Origin of the sequence: Psychromonas sp. MB-3u-54 (genome assembly GCF_002836415.1) — a bacterium.
Taxonomy (GTDB): domain Bacteria; phylum Pseudomonadota; class Gammaproteobacteria; order Enterobacterales; family Psychromonadaceae; genus Psychromonas.
On sequence record NZ_PJBP01000173.1, the window covers coordinates 19,132 to 42,676 of the forward strand.

The 23,545-nt window shown below is 39.6% G+C and carries 22 protein-coding genes; 10 read left to right on the forward strand and 12 right to left on the reverse strand.

Translation table 11 applies throughout. From position 1 onward, the window contains the following. Positions 1-137: 137 nt before the first annotated feature. On the reverse strand, positions 138-815 hold the full coding sequence (locus CXF72_RS14460; protein ID WP_101039924.1) for a haloacid dehalogenase type II: 678 nt from the start codon (positions 813-815) through the stop codon (positions 138-140). Between the two features lie 315 nt (positions 816-1,130). Here CXF72_RS14460 and htpX point away from each other — a divergent pair, with 315 nt between their 5' ends. The 4 genes from htpX (at position 1,131) to CXF72_RS14485 (ending at position 7,143) form a co-directional block, all read left to right on the forward strand. Continuing rightward, positions 1,131-1,982, forward strand: coding sequence for a protease HtpX (gene htpX, locus CXF72_RS14465; RefSeq protein WP_101039925.1), 852 nt, complete (start codon positions 1,131-1,133; stop codon positions 1,980-1,982). 726 nt (positions 1,983-2,708) lie between these two features. Next, on the forward strand, positions 2,709-5,309 hold the full coding sequence (gene acnB, locus CXF72_RS14475; RefSeq protein WP_101040008.1) for a bifunctional aconitate hydratase 2/2-methylisocitrate dehydratase: 2,601 nt from the start codon (positions 2,709-2,711) through the stop codon (positions 5,307-5,309). A 310-nt stretch (positions 5,310-5,619) separates the two neighbouring features. Continuing rightward, positions 5,620-6,456 (forward strand): winged helix-turn-helix domain-containing protein, encoded by an 837-nt coding sequence (locus CXF72_RS14480; protein WP_198552614.1) that lies wholly within the window; start codon positions 5,620-5,622, stop codon positions 6,454-6,456. Positions 6,457-6,771: 315 nt separating this feature from the next. Continuing rightward, on the forward strand, positions 6,772-7,143 hold the full coding sequence (locus CXF72_RS14485; RefSeq protein ID WP_101039931.1) for a YacL family protein: 372 nt from the start codon (positions 6,772-6,774) through the stop codon (positions 7,141-7,143). Between the two features lie 84 nt (positions 7,144-7,227). On the opposite strand, the gene mgtE is transcribed toward CXF72_RS14485, so the two are convergent. The 9 genes from mgtE to kdsC form a co-directional block, all read right to left on the reverse strand. Further along, positions 7,228-8,589 carry a magnesium transporter gene (gene mgtE / locus CXF72_RS14490; protein WP_101039933.1) on the reverse strand — a complete coding sequence of 454 codons (1,362 nt, stop codon included), beginning with the start codon at positions 8,587-8,589 and terminating at the stop codon, positions 7,228-7,230. 14 nt (positions 8,590-8,603) lie between these two features. After that, positions 8,604-8,882: an HPr family phosphocarrier protein gene (locus tag CXF72_RS14495; RefSeq protein WP_101039935.1), complete on the reverse strand. Its 279-nt coding sequence runs from the start codon at positions 8,880-8,882 to the stop codon at positions 8,604-8,606. Between the two features lie 722 nt (positions 8,883-9,604). Beyond that, a complete protein-coding gene (rapZ, locus tag CXF72_RS14500) occupies positions 9,605-10,453 on the reverse strand; it encodes an RNase adapter RapZ (RefSeq protein ID WP_101039937.1) in 849 nt (282 codons plus the stop codon). Between the two features lie 14 nt (positions 10,454-10,467). After that, positions 10,468-10,914, reverse strand: a complete 447-nt coding sequence (locus CXF72_RS14505) for a PTS sugar transporter subunit IIA (protein ID WP_198552615.1) — start codon at positions 10,912-10,914, stop codon at positions 10,468-10,470. A 92-nt stretch (positions 10,915-11,006) separates the two neighbouring features. Beyond that, entirely contained in the window at positions 11,007-12,458 is a 1,452-nt protein-coding gene (locus tag CXF72_RS14510) for an RNA polymerase factor sigma-54 (protein WP_198552617.1), read from the reverse strand. A gap of 223 nt (positions 12,459-12,681) precedes the next feature. After that, a complete protein-coding gene (gene lptB, locus CXF72_RS14515) occupies positions 12,682-13,407 on the reverse strand; it encodes an LPS export ABC transporter ATP-binding protein (RefSeq protein WP_101039943.1) in 726 nt (241 codons plus the stop codon). Between the two features lie 2 nt (positions 13,408-13,409). Then, positions 13,410-13,940, reverse strand: coding sequence for a lipopolysaccharide transport periplasmic protein LptA (gene lptA, locus CXF72_RS14520; RefSeq protein ID WP_101039945.1), 531 nt, complete (start codon positions 13,938-13,940; stop codon positions 13,410-13,412). Continuing rightward, entirely contained in the window at positions 13,927-14,490 is a 564-nt protein-coding gene (gene lptC / locus CXF72_RS14525; RefSeq protein WP_101039947.1) for an LPS export ABC transporter periplasmic protein LptC, read from the reverse strand. The genes lptA and lptC overlap by 14 nt, the downstream gene beginning before the upstream one ends. Next, positions 14,491-15,039, reverse strand: a complete 549-nt coding sequence (gene kdsC / locus CXF72_RS14530) for a 3-deoxy-manno-octulosonate-8-phosphatase KdsC (protein WP_101039949.1) — start codon at positions 15,037-15,039, stop codon at positions 14,491-14,493. 556 nt (positions 15,040-15,595) lie between these two features. On the opposite strand from kdsC, the gene CXF72_RS14535 reads away from it, so the two are divergent. The 6 genes from CXF72_RS14535 to murA all read left to right on the forward strand — a co-directional run bounded on the left by CXF72_RS14535 (position 15,596) and on the right by murA (position 20,531). Continuing rightward, positions 15,596-16,405 carry an ATP-binding cassette domain-containing protein gene (locus CXF72_RS14535; RefSeq protein ID WP_101039951.1) on the forward strand — a complete coding sequence of 270 codons (810 nt, stop codon included), beginning with the start codon at positions 15,596-15,598 and terminating at the stop codon, positions 16,403-16,405. Further along, positions 16,405-17,181: a lipid asymmetry maintenance ABC transporter permease subunit MlaE gene (gene mlaE / locus CXF72_RS14540; protein WP_101039953.1), complete on the forward strand. Its 777-nt coding sequence runs from the start codon at positions 16,405-16,407 to the stop codon at positions 17,179-17,181. The genes CXF72_RS14535 and mlaE overlap by 1 nt, the downstream gene beginning before the upstream one ends. A gap of 466 nt (positions 17,182-17,647) precedes the next feature. Next, entirely contained in the window at positions 17,648-18,118 is a 471-nt protein-coding gene (gene mlaD, locus CXF72_RS14545; RefSeq protein WP_101039955.1) for an outer membrane lipid asymmetry maintenance protein MlaD, read from the forward strand. Next, entirely contained in the window at positions 18,118-18,732 is a 615-nt protein-coding gene (locus tag CXF72_RS14550; protein ID WP_101039957.1) for an MlaC/ttg2D family ABC transporter substrate-binding protein, read from the forward strand. Before mlaD ends, CXF72_RS14550 begins: the two co-directional genes overlap by 1 nt. 271 nt (positions 18,733-19,003) lie before the next feature. Beyond that, complete coding sequence (locus tag CXF72_RS14560) at positions 19,004-19,252, forward strand: BolA family protein (RefSeq protein WP_101039961.1); 249 nt, start codon at positions 19,004-19,006, stop codon at positions 19,250-19,252. 19 nt (positions 19,253-19,271) lie between these two features. Further along, a complete protein-coding gene (gene murA, locus CXF72_RS14565) occupies positions 19,272-20,531 on the forward strand; it encodes a UDP-N-acetylglucosamine 1-carboxyvinyltransferase (RefSeq protein ID WP_101039963.1) in 1,260 nt (419 codons plus the stop codon). Between the two features lie 97 nt (positions 20,532-20,628). Here murA and degS read toward each other — a convergent pair whose 3' ends face one another. Continuing rightward, positions 20,629-21,717 (reverse strand): outer membrane-stress sensor serine endopeptidase DegS, encoded by a 1,089-nt coding sequence (gene degS, locus CXF72_RS14570; protein WP_101039965.1) that lies wholly within the window; start codon positions 21,715-21,717, stop codon positions 20,629-20,631. 322 nt (positions 21,718-22,039) lie between these two features. After that, positions 22,040-23,449 carry a pyruvate kinase PykF gene (gene pykF / locus CXF72_RS14575; protein ID WP_101039967.1) on the reverse strand — a complete coding sequence of 470 codons (1,410 nt, stop codon included), beginning with the start codon at positions 23,447-23,449 and terminating at the stop codon, positions 22,040-22,042. Positions 23,450-23,545: the final 96 nt, after the last annotated feature.

A 23,545-nucleotide genomic window follows, 5' to 3' on the forward strand; every position in this document is an offset into this window, starting at 1 on the left:
GAATTCAAGGTTATTACAAAGAAATGCGATGGGCTAAAAACCCGCCTATTTGGCAATAAAGGTGAATAAAATAATAGATAAAAAAATAAAGTCAGGGGCAGATCCCGGCACAGGTATCAAAAGCCGGGCTCTGTGTTTTAATTCGGCTTGGGTAGCAAGCTTTTAAGTTCCTTAAGGCTTTTAATAACCGCCGTTGGCTCAACATCCCAAGGGTCAAAAATAGCATTATGGGAACGCTGTACCCATACAGACAGCATTCCTGTTGATATTGCACCAATCACATCAAAGGGATTACTTGATATTAGCCATGCTTGGTTGTGGGTGGCACCTGATTCTCTCAAAAAATGGCAGTAGACAGCTGGATTAGGTTTAAATGACTTGAGATCATCGCAACTGACTATCCCATCGAAAAACGGCCTTATTCCTGCACCGGCAAGCAGCATTTCAATAGCTTCTTTAGTACCATTAGAAAAGGCATAAAGTTTAAACCCGGCATCCTTTAGTTGTGCTAATGCGTTTGCTGTATCATCAAAGGCTGGCAGGGTTTTATAACCGTCCATCAACGCCTGCTTTTGCTCTTTTGAAAGAGAAATTCGATAGAAATTGCAGGTATAGTCCAACGCATTACGGGTGCAAACCGCAAAGCTTTGGTAATTCTGCATTAAGCCCCTGCGAAAAGAGTATTCCAGTTGTTTATCCCGCCAAGTCTGAGAAAAAGCCTGTGCATCATTACCTAACCATTTTTCTAAAATAGCCACTATTCCGTGTGTATTAATTAATGTTCCATAGACATCAAAAGCAAGTATCACTGGCATTTTATCTCCTCATTTTTTTAGCTTTTATTTAACTATATTCTGAACGACTGTTCAATACATATCTGAACTGAGGATCAATAAGATTTTTTTGGTCGACGAAAAAAGTACTTTCTGCGTCAGAAAAGGAGTCCCTCTGTTCAAGGTGCTCCCGCCTTATTAAGTTGAGTACCCGAGCAGATTAATGATGATTGAGCGGGTCACTATTAATATACTTAAACGGTTTTTGATGGCATTGCAGATTGCTCTAAACAGTGATGCGACCTAAACTTTGATTGTATCTGTTGCTGAACCTTTGATCTATGATTGGGAGAGTTTATGAAACGCATTTTGCTGTTTATTGCGACTAACTTTGCAATACTTATTATTCTCGGCATTATTCTTAATATTGTATTACCTTTGTTGGGGGTTCATCTGCAAGATACGGCAGGGCTGTTAATTATTTCTGCTGTATTTGGTATGGGGGGCTCTTTTATTTCTCTGGCGATATCCAAGTGGGTTGCAAAACGAAGCGTGGGCGCTTATGTCATAGAGCAGCCGCATAATGCGCAGGAACATTGGTTATTAAAGACAGTTGCAATACAGGCTACAAAAGCAGGTGTCGGCATGCCGGAAGTGGCCATCTATGACTCTCCTGAAATTAACGCCTTTGCGACCGGTATGAATAAAAACAATGCCCTGGTGGCGGTGAGCAGCGGTTTATTGAACAATATGACGGCAGATGAAGCCGAAGCTGTGCTCGGACATGAAATGAGTCATATTGCTAACGGTGATATGGTTACTATGACCCTGCTTCAGGGGGTAATGAATACTTTTGTATTTTTCTTTGCGCGAATAGTCGCACGGGCGGTAAGTCGAGGCAGTGACAACCAGTTTGTCTACTTTATGACGGTCATAGCATTTCAGATAATCTTCGGTATATTGGCCAGCATAGTCGTGATGTGGTTTTCCCGTTACCGTGAATTCCGTGCCGATGCAGGTGGCGCGAATTTAGCGGGTAGAGAAAAAATGATCAATGCCTTAAAGCGTTTACAAGGAGATAAAGTCGAAAGTCAGCTTGATGGTCAGTTAGTTGCCTTCGGTATCAGTGGTAAACAAGCGTTCTCTGAGCTGCTGATGAGTCATCCCCCTCTTGAAAAAAGGATTAAGGCTTTACAAAGGCAAGCGTAGGGCGGTCGCGTTAATACTCACTTGATAATTGCTGATGCCATATGCTGTCACTCAATATTTTCAACTTATGATGGTATTGGGTAATCGTTATTTAATGCGTTTATTTCAGGGCCTGTTTATCATTGGTGATTAATTTCTGTTCGCGATAAAAACGGTGCGAGTTGTGCCGTTTAGTCATTCTAAGTAAATACCTAGCAACAAAGCGTAAAACGCTTTTAACCTCGCTCTTTAGCCGAAACTGATAGGGCAGATTTTTTACTGTCTTCGCGCTTATTTAGGGTTAATAGCTACTTTAGGGTTAATAATGACAGAAAATAATAGGGTTAATAACGACAGAAAATAAGCTTCGCCTTGTATAATAAATCAACAAATTGCTGTAAAAAAATGCCGAAAGATAAATAAGCCTCAGGCCAAACTCCCTCATTTTTTGTTTGTTTATGCAGATTAAAATCAATTATATCTGCATTTATGAAAATACTTGAGACAGGAGCCGTACTTATTCCCCTGTGCTGGGAATTGCGCACAGGTATCAGCCTGTTTGGTGTGAAATAAATTTTCACATCAAGGGTTGCGTTAACATTTTTATAACTTACTCTATACTCGCTCGCGGGTTTTATATTATTTGTCCCGCTGATGGGGTATACTTTTTGGGAAATTTTTATATCAAACTTATATCAAACGATTCCAATAACGCGAATTATTTCGCTGCAACAAGAGGTTATTATTGTGCTAGAAGCTTATCGTAAACATATCGCTGAACGTGCCGAACAAGGCATTGTCCCACAACCTTTGAATGCTGAACAAACTGTGGCATTAGTTGAATTGTTAAAAAATCCACCACAGGGCGAAGAAGCCTTTTTGGTTGACCTTTTAGAGAACCGTATTCCTCCTGGTGTTGATGAAGCTGCCTATGTTAAAGCCGGCTTTTTATCTGCTATTGCATCTTCTGAAACCACTTCTCCAATCATTTCTTGTGAGCATGCGGTCAAGCTGTTAGGTACGATGCAGGGCGGTTACAATATTCAACCGTTGATTAGCCAACTTGATAATGAAAAGCTTGCGCCACTTGCCGCCACCGCTCTTTCTCATACCTTATTGATGTTCGACGCTTTCTATGACGTTGAAGAAAAAGCGAAAGCCGGTAACGTTTTTGCACAGGAAATAATACAGGCCTGGGCCGATGCACAATGGTTTTTAAAAAAACCTGCTGTTGCAGACAAAATGACCATGAGCGTCTTTAAAGTATCCGGTGAAACAAATACCGATGATTTGTCTCCAGCCCCCGATGCCTGGTCTCGTCCCGATATCCCATTACACGCTTTAGCGATGTTTAAACTCTCACGAGAAGGCATTGTTGCTGACGAGGAAGGTGTTGTTGGACCGATCAAACAGATCAATGCTCTGAAAGAGAAAGGTCACCCGTTAGTTTATGTTGGTGACGTTGTTGGTACCGGCTCTTCGCGTAAGTCCGCAACTAACTCAGTTTTATGGTTTATGGGCAACGACGTTCCATTTGTACCCAATAAACGTGCTGGTGGTGTCTGTATCGGCAATAAAATAGCACCGATTTTCTTTAATACTATGGAAGATTCAGGCGCATTGCCTATTGAGATGGACGTCAGTAAATTTAATAGCGGTGATGTGATTGATATATATCCTCATCAAGGCGTGGTTAAAAACAACGCTACCGGTGAAGTTATTACTGAATTTCAATTAAAAACTAATATTATTCTTGATGAAGTACGTGCAGGTGGACGAATTCCACTTATTATCGGTCGTGGTTTAACGGACCGTGCGCGTAAATCTTTAGGGCTTGAAACATCGACTGTCTTCCAATTACCCGTTGAAGTTAAACCTTCCAAAAAAGGTTATACACTGGCACAAAAAATGGTCGGTAAAGCATGTGGTACTGAAGGCGTACGTGCAGGTCAATACTGTGAGCCTAAAATGACCAGTGTTGGATCGCAGGATACAACCGGACCAATGACTCGTGATGAACTGAAAGATCTCGCCTGTTTAGGTTTCTCGGCTGATTTGGTAATGCAATCATTCTGCCATACCGGTGCATACCCTAAACCCATTGATGTTATCACCCACCACACTCTGCCTGATTTCATTCGAAATCGTGGTGGTGTCTCCCTGCGCCCTGGTGACGGTATTATCCACTCGTGGTTAAACCGTATGTTATTACCGGATACGGTAGGAACAGGCGGTGATTCTCATACACGTTTCCCGATTGGTATCTCCTTCCCTGCAGGGTCAGGCTTAGTGGCATTTGCTGCCGCGACGGGTGTTATGCCGTTAGATATGCCAGAATCTGTGTTGGTGCGTTTTAAAGGCGAAATGCAACCGGGGATTACCCTGCGTGATTTGGTGAATGCAATTCCTCACCAGGCGCTAAAAGAGGGTCACTTAACGGTTGAAAAAGCGGGCAAGGTAAATGTGTTCTCCGGCCGTACTTTAGAAATTGAAGGGTTACCAAAACTTAAAGTTGAGCAAGCATTTGAATTATCAGATGCCTCAGCAGAGCGAAGTGCTGCGGGTTGTTCAATCAAGCTTGATAAAGAACCTATTATTGAATACTTAAACTCTAACATTGTGATGCTTAAGTGGATGATAGCCGAAGGTTATGGTGATGTGCGTACTATTTCTCGTCGTATTGAAGAGATGGAAGCTTGGATTGCAAAGCCTGAATTAATGGAAGCAGATCCTGATGCTGAATATGCCGCTATTATTGAGATTGATCTGAACGATGTTAAAGAACCTCTTCTAGCCTGTCCAAATGATCCCGATGATGTGAAATTATTGTCCGAGGTTGCTGGACAATCAATTGATGAAGTCTTTATCGGATCTTGTATGACAAACATAGGTCATTTCCGTGCAGCAGGGAATTTGCTCCAACAATTCCCTGGTCAATTACCGACTAAGTTATGGATTGCCCCACCAACTAAAATGGATGCAGCGCAACTTTCCGATGAAGGTTATTACGGTATCTTCGGTAAAGTAGGAGCACGAACTGAAATGCCGGGTTGTTCTCTTTGTATGGGTAATCAGGCGCGAGTGGGTGATAATACCACTGTGGTTTCAACTTCAACACGTAACTTCCCTAACCGTTTAGGTAATAATGCTAATGTTTACCTGAGTTCAGCAGAGCTCGCTGCAGTTGCCGCTATTGAAGGGAAACTGCCAACGGTTGAGCAATATATGAAGTATGCTAAAACCTTGAATGCGACCGCCGCGGATACTTACCGTTACTTGAACTTTGATCAAATAAAAAGTTATATGGATAAAGCAAATAGCGTTATCCCGGTGAAAGCCGCCAGCTAACAAGTATGATTTTTTTATAACTTAAGAAATTAAAGCCTCTCTTCTGTTTTTCGTTGAGGGGCTTTTTTATGCCTGTAACTATTTTATTAATATAAAATAATCACAGTGTGTATAAATACCCGGAATATTTTTTAATGTCTTTAGTAATACAAATAAGAGTTGTTTTTTTATTTTAATTTGCTAAAATGGTTGGCTCAAAGTTTAGCATTTTCCTTGTTAAAACTTTCATAGCGTTGCGCATAGGCTTTACTGATCGGATGAAGAAAGGTTGGTGTGAAACCCAAATTCAATAAAGAGAATGAGTATTCCTATGTTAGAAAAAAATTTAGTGGTTGGTGAGTTTCTTATCGACACAAGTCAAAATAGTTTAATTCACACAAACCGAAAAGTTTACCTCGGTCCCTTACGTACTTCCCTTTTACATTTTTTATGTAAAAATGTTAATAAAGTGGTTACTCGAGAAGATCTTGCCCAACATGTATGGGGAAGATTAGTCACGGATCATACAATTAACCAGCATATCTCTCAACTGCGTAAAAGTATTGGTACATTAGTCCTGCACGGTTTAAATATTTCGACTATTCCTAAGCGTGGTTATATTGCGCGTATGGATGGTATTGGCCTTTCTGAAAATCAGGTTGCTCCTATGGCGAGATCTGAAGGGGATGCTAATTCGGTTAAAAATATGAAAGTATTGGTTGTTGAAACCGAAACTTCTGAGCGAACTCTGTTAATTGAGCAATTAAACAATCTGCAAGTGTCTTATGTAGAATGTGTTGCAACAAGTATCGATGCCGAGCGTTCTGTTGCGCTGCAGGATTTTGATTTGATTATTGTAGATTCATTACTTATCAATAATACGGGCATTAAGTTAATTAAAGATGTTCGTACAGGAAAAACCTCTGCTGCTGCTGATATCAGCATTTTAACCTCTCACTTTGATGTTCAACGCGAATTGTTAGGGTTAAACAGTTTGTTAGACATTCAGGGGTTATTGCTTAAACCATTCGACAGTCAGCGTTTAAAGCAGATGTTAATGGTGGCTAATAAAGCCAATGTTATTTTAAAACCGCAAGCTGCCTATGAGCTTGTACCAACGGATGTATTAAGCGATTTTGTTCAACCTAAAGTTGCGGTTAACGATTAATATTAGTTGATTGCATTAAAGCTCCCACGGTAACGTTGGAGCTTTTTTTTTGTCATTTTTATCTAATAACAATGCATTTTAAGTGCTTGAGTTTACACTGCAGTTGACTTAAATATTGTTATATCCCAACGGGTTGATATTTTTTCTAATTATACAAAATCCTATGGAACGATTTTGAACAGCTTTAGCTGGCCACGCAGTGGGGAATAACAGAGACTGAAATATCGTTTTATTTCTCGCCAGCAGGTGTTTTAAGCTGCATAAACAAACAGAAAATTACTGGATTTGGTATAACCTATAGGTTTGAAATAGAGCATGGAATTTGAATTTAGAAAAGATTATTTTAGTGATCAAGCAACGGTAAAGTTATCTATGGATCATGAGGCTTTTGGGACTTGGTTAGAGCAGGAAGGACAGTCTATTGCTTGGGTAGATGCGCTGTTAGTTAATATTTCAGCTGTGCAAAAGCGTGTGCTGACTGATTTTAAATTAGTCGGCAGTGAGTTTTCGTTATTAGTCAATGATGATGAAGCTCAGGTTATCAATCACAGTTTGTTAAATGATTTTGATGAAGTTGATTTAGAAGGAGACTTATCATTTTATGATCTGGAGATTGAAGCATCCTGTGGATTCGATGATTTTATAAACTTCATCGAATCATGGTCAGAATTTTTACACAGTAAATAAATGTCGGCTTTTAAGATTTCGATGATTTGATTTGATGAAGTCTTAAATCAAATCATCGTCAGCATTTTTACTCCGTCAGCAAAGTTATACTTTTAAGACTAAAGTTGCCATACCTAAGAACGAAAACAGGCCAATCACATCGGTCAGGGTTGTTAGGGCCATTCCGCCAGCGAGAGCGGGATCAATTTTATATTTATGCATAACCAGCGGGATGGTCACACCTGCAATGCCTGCTACGGATAAATTTATAAACATCGCCCCAGCAATAATGTAACCCACGGTGATATCCCCCTTCCACAGTGTTACCGCCGTCGCGACTAAGGTCGCCCAAATCATGCCATTAATCAAACCGATTGCGGCTTCTTTGCCAATTAACCAACGGGCATTTGTACTGCCGATATGGCCCACTGCCAGGCCACGAATAACCAAGGCGAGTGTTTGATTCCCTGCAATCCCGCCCATACTGGGGACTATTGTCATTAAAACAGCAAGGGTTGCCATCTGCTCTAGGGTGGCTTCAAACATATTTGATACTGAGGCGGCAATAAAGGCTGCAACAAGATTCAGCGCCAGCCAAACCGTGCGTCGTTTAGCGCTTGATAGAACGGGTGCATAGGTATCTTCATCATCATCCATACCTGCCATGCCCATCATGGTGTGCTCTGCCTCTTCGCGGATAATATCAACCACATCATCAATGGTAATACGCCCTAAAAGATGTCTATTTGCATCCACAACGGGCGCCGAAATCAAATCATGGCGTTCAAATAACTTGGCAATTTCACCGTCATCCATTTCTACTTCCAGCATCTCTGTTTTGCTGTTCATGACCTGCTCTATAGAAAGAGAAGGATCAACGGTTAATAAGGTTGATAGGGGAACGTCGCCAATCAATTGGTCTTCTTTATTAACCACATAGAGCGTGTCCGTTGCGTCCGGCAATTCACCTTTCAGGCGTAAATAGCGTAACACCACATCGACCGAGACATCGGCGCGCAGTGTTATAGTATCGGTATTCATCATCGAGCCTGCGGTATCTTCCGGATAGGAAAGCGCTTGCTCTACACGGTGTCTATCCTGTGCATCCATAGTATCCAATACCTCTTGGTATAGGCTATCCGGAATACCACGTAAAATAGACGCGAGGTCATCAATTTCCATGCCTTCCGTGGCGGATACTATATTGGTTGCATCCATTAATGCTATTATGCTGTCCTGTGCATCTTCATTTAATTCGTCGAGTATGTCACCCTGCTCATCATGATCCGTCAAACTCCATAATATTTTACGCTTGGTAGGGGGAAATGATTCAAGCAGTAAAGCGACATCACAGGCGTGCATTTTGTCAAGAATACTACGAGCTAATACGAACATACCGCTTTCGAGGGCTTTATCTATTTCCTGCAATCTTTCTTGGGCATTTTGAGCATCGGTATTTTCCGGCATGACATGACCTTATATTATTCATCTTCTTCTAGAAACTTATTTTCTATCAGCCTGGTAACCGCAAGCATAGCCTGCTGCGCTTCACTGCCTTCTGCTAGGATTTCAATTTCTTGACCGTAACAAGTTTCTAATACTAATAAACCAAGGACACTACTGGCATCTGCTTGTTTGCCTTGATGTTTGATTATGATAGTAGCATCAAAAGACTGAACTAACTCAACAAGTTTGATCGTGGCTCGTGTATGCAATCCTAATTTGTTTTGGATGGTAATAGTTTGTGTGATGGTGCTCATTATAGGTGATCCTTTAATCCCTTATGCTCAATTTGAACCTGATAATTTTGTTTGTAGCTAGTGTATGCAGCCTAATTTATGTTGGATAATAATAGGTTGTGGGATTACAGCTGATCCTTTAATCCCTTAATCCTTTAATCCCTTATGCTCAATTTGAACCTGATAATTTTGTTTGTCGCTCGTGTATGCAAGCCTAATTTTTTGTATGATGGTGCTCATTATAGGAGCTTCTTTAATCCCTTATGCTCAATTTGAACCTGATATTTTTGTTTGTAGCTTGTGTATGCAAGCCTAATTTTTTGTATGATGGTGCTCATTATAGGAGCTTCTTTAATCCCTTATGCTCAATTTGAACCTGATATTTTTGTTTGTAGCTTGTGTATGCAAGCCTAATTTTTTTGGATAATAATAGTTTCTCTGATTACAGGTGATGCTTTAATCCCTTATGCTCAATTTGAACCTGATATTTTTGTTTGTAGCTTGTGTATGCAAGCCTAATTTTTTGTATGATGGTGCTCATTATAGGAGCTTCTTTAATCCCTTATGCTCAATTTGAACCTGATATTTTTGTTTGTAGCTTGTGTATGCAAGCCTAATTTTTTTGGATAATAATAGTTTCTCTGATTACAGGTGATGCTTTAATCCCTTATGCTCAATTTGAACCTGATATTTTTGTTTGTAGCTTGTGTATGCAAGCCTAATTTTTTGTATGATGGTGCTCATTATAGGAGCTTCTTTAATCCCTTATGCTCAATTTGAACCTGATATTTTTGTTTAAACTGAGCAGCAAGCTGTTCTGCTACATAGACAGAGCGGTGTTTTCCACCCGTACAGCCAATGGCTATGGTCACATAATTACGGTTGTTTTCTTCAAGGTACGGCAACCATGAATGGAAAAGGTTTTCAATTTGGTTAATGGTTTGTTTTACCACAAGGTGATCATTGAGAAACGCTTTTACAGGTTGATCTTTACCCGTGTATTTTTGTAAAGCTGGCTCCCAATGGGGGTTGGGTAAAAAACGCACATCAAAAATATAATCGGCATCATCGGGGTGGATATTTTTAAAACCAAAGGATTGGAAGATGATTAATAAGTTACTTTTAGTCGATCCCTGTAAATGAATTTTAAGACGTTCATTTAAATTATGGATAGAAAGGGTGGTTGTGTCGATCGACAGTGCAGCCCTTTTGTGAATAGGCTCCAACAGTTCATTTTCTAATTCGAGTGCTTGAGATAAGGACAGTTTGTTTTTAGATAAAGGGTGTAAACGTCTTGTTTCACTGTAGCGGCGAATTAATTCAGAGCTAATAGCATCAAGGTAGACAATCTCTACTTCAACTTTTTGTTGTAACGACGACAGCAGCGTTTGGATTTGGCTGGCATCGGTAGGTAAATTACGAATATCTAAACTAATCGCAACTTTATTATTTTTAGGGTCTACGGTATCGATTAATTGCTCAAGCAGCTGGAATGGCACACCATCAATGCAGTTATAGCCTAAATCTTCCAGCACATGAAGTGCAATGGTCTTTCCTGAACCCGAGCGGCCGCTAATGACAATTAATTTCATTGTACCCCCTGCAATTATTTAATTTCTAGCAACAGACATAACATTTCGTTGTTTTTCGCATTTCTTAGTTGACGTAAAAATTGTTTATCTAATAGTTTTTGACTGATTTCAGAAAGCGCAGACAAATACTGTTTACAACGATCTTCCGGTACAAAAATGGCGAAGAGTATATCAACTTTATTACCGTCATATGAATCATAATCTATTGCTGATTCACATTGTATAAAAACAGCAGTAGCGGGTAAAGTGCTATCTATTTTTACGTGTGGAATCGCAATCCCCGTTCCAACACCCGTAGAGCCGATTTTTTCACGCGCAATTAAACGATTAAATAATATTTGTGGATCTATATTTAATTTTTCACCCGCAATATGGCTGATTTTTTCTAATGCGCATTTTTTGCTGGTGCAGGCAGTTTGGGCAAAAACTGATTCTTTATTTAATAAGCTTGAAATGTTCATATTTAATTTGGCTATTACAAAAATTTGCGCGATGTTAGCACTTGCGCTATGAATGATCATCAACAAATATGGTTTTCTTAACCTTTATAAAATCAGAGTAGCATTTTTCGTTGGCTTGATGATGAAATTCCCAATAATTCCCGATATTTTGTGATCGTACGGCGCGCCACTTTAATACCCTGCTGTTCAAGTAACAGTGCTATTTTATTATCACTTAAAGGCTTGCTGCTCACCTCGGCAGAAATTAATTTTTTGATTAATGCCTTAATTGCCGTTGAGGAGCGTTCTCCTCCACTTTCTGTCGCAACATGGCTAGAAAAGAAAAATTTCAACTCAAAAATACCTCTTGAGGTATGCATAAATTTTTGTGTTGTGACCCGCGAAATGGTCGATTCATGCATATCTACCTCTAACGCCACATCATTAAGCACCATTGGTTCCATTGCTTCTTCCCCGTATTCGAAGAATGCTTGTTGTTGGCGCACAATACAATGAGAGACTTTTAATAAGGTTTCGTTACGGCTTTCCAGACTTTTAATAAACCATCTTGCTTCCTGTAAATGACCTTTAATAAACTGAGAATCAGATTTACTAATATTACCTTTACATAAATCTGCATAGGTTTGGTTTATGGAAAGCTTAGCATCGGAATCCGGGTGGAGCGATACGCGCCATTGACCGGCAATTTTTTTGACATAAACATCGGGTACAATATATTGGGGTTGGCTATTCTCTATTTGGTTTCCTGGCCGAGGTTCGAGCGTTTGCATTAAATGCAATATTTCGGCTAATTCAGACTCTTTTAATTTACTTTTTCTTGCCAGAGTACGGTAATCCCGGTTACCCAGTAAATCCATGTGATTAGCAAGTATGGTTAACGCTTCACTGCGCCATGGTGTTTGTTCCGGCAGATGTCGCAGCTGGATTTGCAAACACTCCTGCGTTGAACGAGCAGCAACACCTATTGGATCAAAATGTTGAATGCGCTTAAGAACAACCAGTACTTCATCTAATTCAAGATCATCAGCTTCAGTTGTTAAACTTTCCAAAATTGATTCACAACTCGCGGTTAAATAACCGGATTCATCTATCGAGTCAATGAGGGCTTCGGCGATCATCAGATCAGTGTCAGAAAACGGGGTCAGTTGCATTTGCCAAATCAAATGATCCTGTAAAGAGGTTGAAGATTCTCCCTGGTAAATATTGTCCTCGCCTTCATAACTTGAAGAGGATGAAGGAGAAGTTGTGGAACTGCTTGAATATTCAGAATAAGATTCTTCCCAATTATTTTCAGCGGGTAAATCATTAGAGAGCTCCTGCTGGGTTATTGCTTCAGAAGTGTCAACCTGACTGCTATCCGGTTTTTTGATGACTTCCTGCGTACCGTTGTTATCTTCTTGTTCTAATAAAGGGTTTGAGTCGAGAATATTCTGAATTTCCTGCTGTAAATCCAGTGTAGAGAGTTGTAGCAATTTGATTGCGTGCTGCAATTGCGGGGTCATTGCAAGCTGCTGCCCCATCTTTAAATGCAAACCTTGTTTTATCAAAACATTCTCCTGAACCTGGCCGGTTATTATTAAGTTATTGAGCTGTCATTAGTGCGGAATTTTGTTTAAATTTTTTTATATGTCCTGTATATACCCATGTTATCTCAAGATGCTTTGTCAGGCGCAAGCTCTTCGACCAGAGCAAGACGCAACATGAGGTAATGGATATTCCCTTTCCGATTGGTGCAACGAAAATTGAAGTATCATGGGTATAAGCCTTTTATAATTTAAATTCTTCACCCAGATAGACCTGTTTTACCTGAGCATTGGCTAATATTTCATCTTGATTACCCACTGCAATAATCTCACCGTGACTAACGATATAGGAGTGCTGACAGACATCTAATGTTTCTCGTACATTGTGATCGGTTATTAATACACCCAAACCACGATTCCTTAGGTGTTGGATAATAGTTTTGATATCAATCACTGAAATAGGATCTACGCCGGCGAAAGGCTCATCTAAGAGAATAAATTTAGGTTCGGTTGCCAGTGCGCGCGCAATTTCAACTCGGCGTCGCTCTCCCCCGGAAAGGCTCATCCCTTTGTTATTACGAATATGAGTGATATGAAATTCATCGAGTAATGTATTGAGCTTTTCTTCACGTTGGGCATTGCTTAACTCTTTACGTGTTTGCAAAATACCCATAATATTTTCGGAGACAGTTAAGCGGCGAAAGATGGACGCTTCCTGAGGAAGGTAACCTATCCCCTTTTGAGCTCTGATATGCATCGGATGATGGGAAATATCTTCTCCGTCAATAAATATACTTCCTTCATCCTGCTTTACGAGTCCGACTACCATGTAAAAAGAGGTCGTTTTACCTGCTCCATTTGGGCCAAGTAAACCGACAATTTCGCCTGTTTTTACGGTTAAATCGACACCATTTACAACGGTCCGGCCTTTATAGCTTTTTACTAAACCTTGCGCGATTAAATCTGCCATTTTTATTCTTCTTTTTCTGGGGTATTTTCAGTGTTTTTTTTGTCAAACTGAGCGGGTAAAAAAACCGTTGTTACACGTGTTTCTTTGCCGTCGTTGCTCACTGTTAGTTCTTCTTTTTTCATCAAATAAATGATTTTTGACCCATTTATTTGGCTCTTAAGTTGTTTAACCTGGGCATTACCGGTCAGCGTTACTTGTGCCTTAGCCACATCGTAACGAATCGTCTTTGCCTCTGCATTTATGGGTTTTCCATCTTCTTGGGTCTGGTAAAAAGTGGCTACTTTACCTTCTGCAATCATGATCTCTTGATTAGATTCCTTTCCTCGAATAACGGTCAGTTTGTCAGCGGTTAATTTAATGCTACCTTGAGTGAGTAAGACGTCATCTTGAAATACAACCCGGTCATTTTTCATCGTCACGTGCTGGCTCACCGAGCTGACGTGAATGGGCTGTTCGAAGTCAGATTCCAGCGCCATACTTGCAAAAGAGATAAGTAATGTACTGATAACTAAACTTGATTTATTTATTTTCATTGAAGTATACCGCTTTTATTTGATCTTTTATGATGACTTCTTCGGTTACCAGAGAAGCCCATATGCCAACACCCTGCTGATGAATCTGAGGGCCTTCCCAGGTGACTAGCAAGTCACTGCTGAACTCTTGTTTATCCAGTAAAAGAGTGAGTTGTTCCGTTTTTATTGTTTGTACAAGCTGATCTAAACTGAGATTTTTGACTAATACATTTTTTGATAGCACTAATTTATTTTGTCGATAGAGAGCACCCTCAGCACTGGTCATTTGCCAAACAGTGGTCGTATCTGTTTGCTCGTTATGGGTATAAACAATCACTTTGGGATTTTCAAAGTTAGTCAACTCATCTTCATTAAAGTTGGTGGCTTTATCTGCAAATATTTTATGATCCAAAAAACCTGTTTTATTAAAATGCGTACTCTTAATATCCGTCGCAATATAACTAGGATGATGGACTGGCAGCGAAGGTAAAACAGCTTCCTGTTTGAAAAACAACCAAATCAAGAAAGTGGCTAATAATAAAGCAAATGGGAGACTCTGGCGCTTATTCATTTATTCACTTTTGCCCTGGGTAATATAAAGTTGATTATTGCACTGCAAAAAGAGATCACAGACTTCGCGCACGGCGCCATAGCCACCTTTTATTTGAGTGACAAGGTTTGCCCCTTTTAAGACAAGAGGATGTGCATCCTGTACCGCGATGCCTAAACCACAATCTTCGATAACGGGCAGATCAACCACGTCATCACCAATATAAGCGACCTCTTCAGGTGTTAAACTAAGCTTAGTTAATAAAGATTGGTAAACGCTTAATTTATCTTCTTTGCCCTGAAATATAAAAGGGACACCCAAAGCCTGCATTCGCGTTTCAACAATGACCGATTGACGCCCGGTGATGATCGCAACATTAATGCCCATATTGAGAATCGCTTTGATCCCGAATCCGTCTTTAGTATGAAAAGCTTTTAATTCTTCACCGTGATTGCCTAAATAAATTCTACCATCGGAAAAGACACCATCAACATCGCAAATAAGTAATTTTATTTTTGCGGCGCGGTGGTAATTTTCGACACTAATTTTACCATAAGGTGTTGTGATCATTAAAATTCTCAGTTGATTAATAATTATGTATTACTAATAGGTTAGTGATGACTGACAAGTTAGTAACAAAATAACAAAATGGATGCGTTAACGCGAGCTATGATTATTAGTCTTACTGCCTAGATTATATTGACCGCTATTACACAGATTAATAATATCCAAACCAGCGCTTAACCGACTTTACAATATTTAAGCGCTTTGCGCATTAAAGTGTATCGTTATCCGCATTTTTCGAAAAATAAAGCGTTAGAAAAATATGCGCCAATGCCAAGTAACCTTTAAAGCGTATTTAATATTCGCGAGGCCAGAGTATTATATCGCATTAGTTTTAGATTGCGCAGTCAATGAGTAAATAAGTTATTTTAGTTCGGGCAGTCAGTAAGCAAATAAGTTACTCTATATCAAGGTGTTAAGTTAAAAAAATAGATGTCACTGGTTAATACAAAAATCTGCCGATAAATAAATTCCCAACTTTCTATTTTCAATAAATATTTGTATAAAAAATTTCATCACTTTACACTGTCCATTCGTGTTTATATAAAGAGCGTAACCATTTATGAAAACCCCGCTTCACCTTGAAATAAAAAACTTATGCTTCTCTCGAAGTGATAGATTATTATTTGATAATTTATGTTTTGAGTTTGAGCGCGGTAAAATTACTGCGATATTAGGCCCCAGTGGTATAGGAAAAACAACATTATTAAAGCTTATCGGCGGGCAACTGGCCGTCGATAGCGGCGAAATATTTTTCAACCAAAAAGCGCTTCATAACTGTTCAACGGCTGAACTTTATCAAGCGCGTAAAAAAATGGGGATGTTATTTCAAAGTGGCGCATTATTTAACGAGCTTTCCGTTTTTGAAAATGTCGCATTTCCTTTACGCGAGCACCATCAACTCGATCAATCGTTGCTCGAAATATTAGTTTTAATGAAATTAGAAGCGGTTGGTTTAAGGGGCGCGCGCGATTTAACGCCGCAACAATTATCCGGTGGTATGGCACGCCGTGTCGCATTAGCTCGCGCGATCGCACTTGATCCTGAGCTGATTATGTATGATGAACCCTTTAGCGGGCAAGATCCTATCTCAATGAATGTGTTGCTTAAATTAATTAAACAGCTCAATGAAACCTTAGGGTTGACCTCTATTATTGTGACCCATGATGTCAAAGAGGTTTTGTCTATTGCAGATAATGTTTATGTCTTAGCGGATGAGAAAATTATTGCGCAAGGCTCTGTCGAATCAATACTCGCGCAAACTGAAAATGAATTATTACAACAGTTTTTGCTTGGCCGAAGTGAAGGGCCTGTCCCTTTCCATTTCAAAAGCGAAGATTTTCAAACTGATTTACAAAAGGTAAGTCGATAATGTTAGATTTTGCTGGCGCCGTCGGGCGTTTATCTTTATATTTTATAAAAACGACGGGAAAGTCGTGTTTGATGTTGTTTCATACAATATTCGGCATGCCGCACCCTAAATTGTTTCCTTTATTTATCGGACAGATATTTCAACTTGGTATTTTATCTTTACCTATTATATTAACGGCTGGTTTGTTTATCGGCATGGTATTAAGCTTACAAGGTTATAATGTGCTGGTTGATTATGCTGCAGAAGAGAGTTTAGGCAGCATGGTGGCTTTATCGTTATTAAGAGAGTTAGGGCCCGTTGTAACGGCCTTACTTTTTGCCGGACGAGCAGGTTCAGCGCTGACGGCTGAAATTGGTTTAATGCAAAGTACCGAGCAAATTGCCAGTATGGAAATGATGGCAGTCTCTCCGCTTAAACGTGTGATAGCACCGCGTCTTCTTGCCGGTATTATAACGCTCCCGTTGCTGACATTGATCTTTAATGTGGTTGCTATTTGGGGTGGATATTTAATCGGAGTCAGTTGGATGGGGGTTGATGGTGGTGCGTACTGGTCTGTTATGCAGGGCAGTGTTGATTACCTGCCGGATGTGATGAACGGCGTGATTAAAAGTATTGTTTTTGGTGTGATGATTACCTGGGTAGCACTTTATAATGGTTATCACGTGATGCCAAACGCTATCGGTATTAGTCGTTCAACGACACAAACAGTGGTAGTTTCATCATTATTAGTGTTAGCAATGGATTTTATATTAACGGTGTTTATGTTCGGGAGCTAATTGGTTATATAACAAGTGGTTGTTTCATCACCATTAATAGTGTTAGCAATGGATTTTATATTAACGGTGTTTATGTTCGGGAGCTAATTGGTTATATAACAAGTGGTTGTTTCATCACCATTAATAGTGTTAGCAATGTATTTTATATTAACGGTGTTTATGTTCGGGAGCTAATTCGTTATATAACAAGTGGTTGTTTCATCACCATTAATAGTGTTAGCAATGGATTTTATATTAACGGTGTTTATGTTCGGGAGCTAATTGGTTATATAACAAGTGGTTCTATCATTATTATTAGTATTAACAATCAATGGATTTTATATTAACGGTGTTTATGTTCGGAAGCTAATTCGTCATATAACAAGTAGTTTTATCATTATTATTATTAGTATTAACAATCAATGGATTTTATATTAACGGTGTTTATGTTCGAAATGTAATTCGTCATATTAAAGTGGAAATAAATATGTCTCAGAAAAAAACAGAATTATGGGTTGGCATTTTTGTCATTGGTGCAATGCTCTCAATGGCAATATTAGCTTTTAATGTTGCAGGTCTTTCCTTTAAGGGGGAAGGCCGCAGTTATACTCTGTATGCCAATTTTTCAAATGTTGGTGGTTTAAAAGTAAGATCACCAGTGAAACTCGGTGGTGTTGTTGTGGGCAGAGTTGAAGAGATCACTTTAAATAAAGAGAGTTATATGCCGGTTGTGCGTTTGGCTATGTTTGAAAATAAAGGGTATTATCCAGAAACCTCTTCAGTTTCGATTTTAACCTCAGGTTTATTAGGTGAGCAATATGTCGGTCTGCAACCCGGTTTTATTATCGAGGGTGTTAGTATGTTAGAAGAAGGGGATCGTTTTGAGGATACTAAATCTGCTATCGTTCTTGAAGACCTGATTGGTCAATTTATCTATTCAATGAATAAGGGGGATTAATGCGTCATTTATTAATTGTAATGACACTGCTTTTTTCGAGTATTGCATTTAGTGATCAGATAGATATGAGTAACCCGAATAAGGTTATTCAATCTGTATCAACTAATACATTTGCTAGAATTACTGCTGAGGAAGCGCGTTTAAAAGCGGATCCCGACTATATACAAGTGGTTATTGAAGAGGAATTAATTCCTTATTTTGATTATAAGTATGCTGCTTACAAGGTATTGGGTGCACATTTAAGAAACACCACTATTGAGCAGCGTAATGAATTTGTTGAAGCATTCCGCCTCTATTTGATTAACTCCTATGGCAATATTTTATTCAAATATGATCAACAAGAGATACAAATATCCGCTAATACGAACTTTAAAAATGGGAGCATAGTAACTATTCCTGTTAGGGTTCGGGATAAAGATGGTCAAATAGTCCAATTAAGTTTTAAACTACGGGAAAATAAAAAATCCGGGGAATGGAAAGTGTTTGATGTCATCGCAGAGGGGATCAGCATGTTAAATACCAAACAGTCAGAGATAAGTGAACTCATTCAGAGAGAAGGTATTGATCATGTTATCAAGTTGCTGGAAAAGAAAAATAGCGAGTTTTCCGCGTGACTACAGGCAGCAATGACGAGACAATAGTACTGGAAGGCGACCTGCTGTTGAGTGAGTTGTCCACGAAAAAATTTTCGAATATTAACACCTATCAAAACACAAAAAAAATCGATTTACAGCACCTTACAAACATAGACTCAGCCGGTATCGCATATTTGGTACAAATTAAAACAATTAGTCCAAATGTCTGCTTTGAAGGCGTGTCTGATAAAATATTAATCTTAGCGGGTTTATATGGGGTGAGTTTTCTCTTCAAGTAGCGAGTTATATAATGAATACTGAAACAATCAAAGAAAAATTAGAACAAGCGCTAGCGCTTGATGAATGCATAGTCAAAGGTGAAAATGGCACTTTTCAAGTGATCGCAGTCAGTGCCGCATTTGCAGATATGAGCAGAGTGAAAAAACAACAGGCCATTTATGAGCCGCTAACTGAAGAGATAGCAAGTAACGCTATTCATGCTCTCAGCATTAAAGCCCTAACTCCCGATGAGTGGCAAAAACAAAAGCATTTTATTTAAAAGAGATAAGGATAATTTAATGGGTCAGTTTTTAATTCAAGGTGGTTGCCAATTAAAAGGGGAGGTGACAATCTCCGGTGCCAAAAATGCTGCATTACCAATTTTATTTGCGAGCTTATTATCAAAAGGTAATGTGAATTTAACTAATGTCCCACTGTTAAAAGATATCTCGACAACACTTGAGCTTTTAAAAGAATTAGGTGCAGAAGCATCACAAGATGGACATGAAGTGCATATTAATGCTTCATCTGTGAAAAATTATACCGCCTCTTATGAGTTAGTACGCAGTATGCGCGCGTCTATTTTGGCGCTAGGTCCTTTAGTTGCCCGTTTTGGTGAAGCCGATATCTCATTACCCGGGGGCTGTGCTATTGGCGCTCGCCCGGTTAATCTTCATATCCATGGTTTAGAGCAGATGGGGGCAATCATTAAAGTGCAGAATGGCTTTATTAAAGCGCGTGTTAATGGGCGTTTAAAGGGTGCTCACCTGTATATGGATATGGTCAGTGTTACCGGCACGGGTAATTTAATGATGGCCGCTGCACTTGCTGAAGGTGTTACGACCATCGAAAATGCAGCCAAAGAACCTGAACTTGTTGATCTGGCTAACTTTATTAATGGTATGGGCGGCAAGATTTCAGGTGCAGGAACGGATACTTTAACGATTGAAGGTGTTGAATCTTTAGGTGATTGTACCTATCAAGTGCAGCCGGATCGCATTGAGACTGGTACTTTTCTCGTTGCTGGTGTGGTAAGCGCGGGTAAAGTTAAGTGTCTTAATACAGAACCGCATTTATTAACGGCTGTATTGTCTAAATTGGAAGAAGCGGGTGCCTTGGTAACAACGGGCAGTGATTGGATTGAGGTTGATATGATTGGTCGTCAATTAAAATCAGTCAATATCTCAACGGCGCCGCATCCTGCATTCCCAACGGATATGCAGGCACAATTTACGGTGTTAAATACGGTTGCTCCCGGCACAGGACGAATCAAAGAAAATATTTTCGAGAATCGTTTTATGCATGTGCCTGAATTACAACGAATGGGCGCAAATATTATATTAGAAGGTAATCTTGCCATTTGTGGTGAGCCTGAACCCTTGTGTGGTGCAGAAGTCATGGCGACAGATTTACGCGCATCGGCAAGTTTAGTGATTGCAGGTTTAATCGCCGAGGGTGAAACTATTGTTGATGAGATTTACCACATTGACCGGGGTTATGAAGCCATAGAAAATAAGTTAATTGCGCTCGGTGCAAATATTAAACGTATCGAAAATTAACTTTAATTAATTACCAGGCTATTTTAATGCGGTGAATAACAGTAAAGGGAAGCTTAGTGCTTCCCTTTTTTTGTTATCTCATATTTCTTCTCTAGTGCTATTCGCGTTTTGCATTTTGAGGGGAATTACTCAACTCGCCAATAATGACGTCGATATTAATTTCATCCCCTTTACGCAATACGGTTAATACCGCCTTAGTGCCTGGCGGTATTTCTGCCACCATATCCATGGCGAATATTAAATTTTCAACCGCAATATTATTGATTTTCAGCAAAATATCATTTACTTCAACCCCAGCAACACTGGCAGGTCCTCCTTCCTGAATCTCTTTTATAATAGTGCTGTTTTGTGCTTTTAAGCCCCAAAGACGCGCTAAAAGCGGATCTAAATTTTCTGCCACTATGCCTAAGGAGCCGCGAATAACACGACCGTCTTTAATTAGGCTGTTCATTATCCGTTGCGAAAGCTGATAGGGGATAGCAAAACTAATACCGTAACTGATATTTTGATTACGACTGTAAAACTCAGAGGTATTGATACCGACTAACTCACCGCGGCTATTAATTAATGCTCCCCCTGAGTTTCCTTCGTTAATGGCAGCATCTGTTTGTAGGAAATCCTGGCGACCAGATGAACTCATACCACTGCGTCCGGTGGCACTGATAACGCCCTGAGTAATAGTTTGCCCTAAGTTATAGGGATTACCAATAGCCAGTACTATATCGCCAACTTGAGGGTTATATTGACTGTTCTGGGGGATCACCGGCAGGTTATTGCCTTCAATTTGCAGTACCGCCAAGTCGGTTATTGCATCACTCCCGACTACAGTGGCGGTAAACAGACGCCCGTCCTGCAAAGCGATAAGTATCTGATCAGCCTGTTTAATAACATGATAATTGGTTAAAATATAACCTTCTTCATCAACAATAATGCCGGAGCCCAACCCAGTCGGTTGAAGCTGTTGCTTGTTGTTGTTGAAAGTAGAATCTACGTATCTTTGAGAATAAATATTAACCACTGCGGGGGATGCTTTTTTTACTGATTCGCTATAACTTGCGACCTTATCGTCGGCTAAACGCGATGTTAAAGCTGTTCCTAATCGTACGCCATAAACGATTAATGTCGCGATAATAATCCCCCAAAAGATGGGTTTTAAAAAATACAGAAAGCGCGTTTTAAAGTTCATTTTGTTAACCAGGTGGAGAAGTGGAAGTGACAACGAAGATTATATACAAAATAGGAGGGGGAAGTGTGTTTATTGTATGTTATTGAGAAATTGGTAAAAAAAAAGCACCACCGAAGGTGATGCTTATACCCAAACTACTTGAAGATGCAGAGATTCGTCTGAATCTCCCGAAAGGCAAGGCGATAAAAGCTGCTCTTCGTTGTTAGAAGGTTTTGATTTAGAATAACTAGATCATCAGCCTTCTGCCTAGAATATCACCATTTATCGTCTTGCTGATTTCAGCATCTTCAGTAATTTGGGTATTAAGTATTCTGATTGTTTATTATACAATAACGTGTACAGAAGAGGTATTTGTAGTACCGGAAGCCACAAGCGCACCAGCGACTATTACCACTTTATCACCAGCCGTAACAAGACCAAGCTGTTTACTCATATCCATACCAAGTTGGTAGAATTCTTCCATTGAATTTTGAGCTTCAACAATTTTAGCAGAAACACCTTTTACTAAGGCCAACTGTTGTGCTGTTTTCGGGTTACTGGTTAAGGCCAGGATTTGAGTACTTGGGAAGTATTTGCGTAAAGAACGTGCAGACTTGCCGGCACCCGTTGCTACTATGATTAATTTAGCATTTAGTTGCTCAGCATTGTTAACTGCACCGCTACATACCGCTTCAGTGATACGGATATCTTTTGTAATATTATCAACTCTGGCAGACATTACTTTATCGGTACGCTCACAGATAGTTGCCATTATTTCAACCGCTTCTGCAGGGTATTTACCTTTAGCACTTTCGCCTGAAAGCATGACTGCATCGGTACCATCTAGAATAGCATTGGCAACATCGCCAGCTTCAGCACGTGTTGGGCGTGGATTTTTAATCATTGAATCAAGCATTTGTGTCGCTGTGATAACAGGCTTTCGAGCAGCATTTGCTTTTTCGATCATCATTTTTTGTGCGAAAATTACTTCTTCAACTGCAATTTCAACCCCTAAGTCACCACGAGCAACCATAATAGCGTCGGAAGCCGCTAGGATTTCATCAAAGTTATCAACACCTTCTTGGTTTTCTATTTTAGAGATGATGTGAATTTTTTCGCCACCGTTAGCTTTTAATAACTCACGGATTTCTAATACGTCTTCTTTCTTACGGATAAATGATGCAGCAATGAAATCAACTTGTTGTTCACAACCAAATATCAGATCGCCTTTATCTTTAGGAGATAGAGCAGGCAGTTGAACTTTAACGCCAGGCAGGTTAACACCTTTGTTTTCGCCCAGTTCACCGGTGTTCATGACATCACAGATAACTTCTGTGTCAGTAATACGTTTAACGGTTAGTTCAATTAAACCGTCATCAAGTAATACCGTGTTACCTACCACTAAATCATTGGTTAGGTTTTCGTAAGTTACCGCTACCACAGTGTTGTCACCAACAACGGTTTGATCAGTTGTTAGAGTGAACTCTTGTCCTGCGGTTAATAATACATCAGCACCGTTGGCAAGTTTAACCGTACGGATTTCAGGTCCTTTGGTATCTAACAAAATGGCAACATTTTTACCCGTTTCCCGGCAAATTTCACGGATAGTATTAATTCGACCACCATGTTCGTTAAAATCACCGTGCGAGAAATTAAGGCGCATAACATTCATGCCATTTTTGACTAATTTACCTAACATCTCTTTTGATTCTGATTTTGGACCAATAGTACAAACTATTTTAGTTTTTCTCACCGTTATTCTCCGATAGTTATTGTGTTCATTAATAAAGACGTTTTTATCTCTATTTCTATTTGTATTTATATTTGTATTGATTGGCACATTTTACAG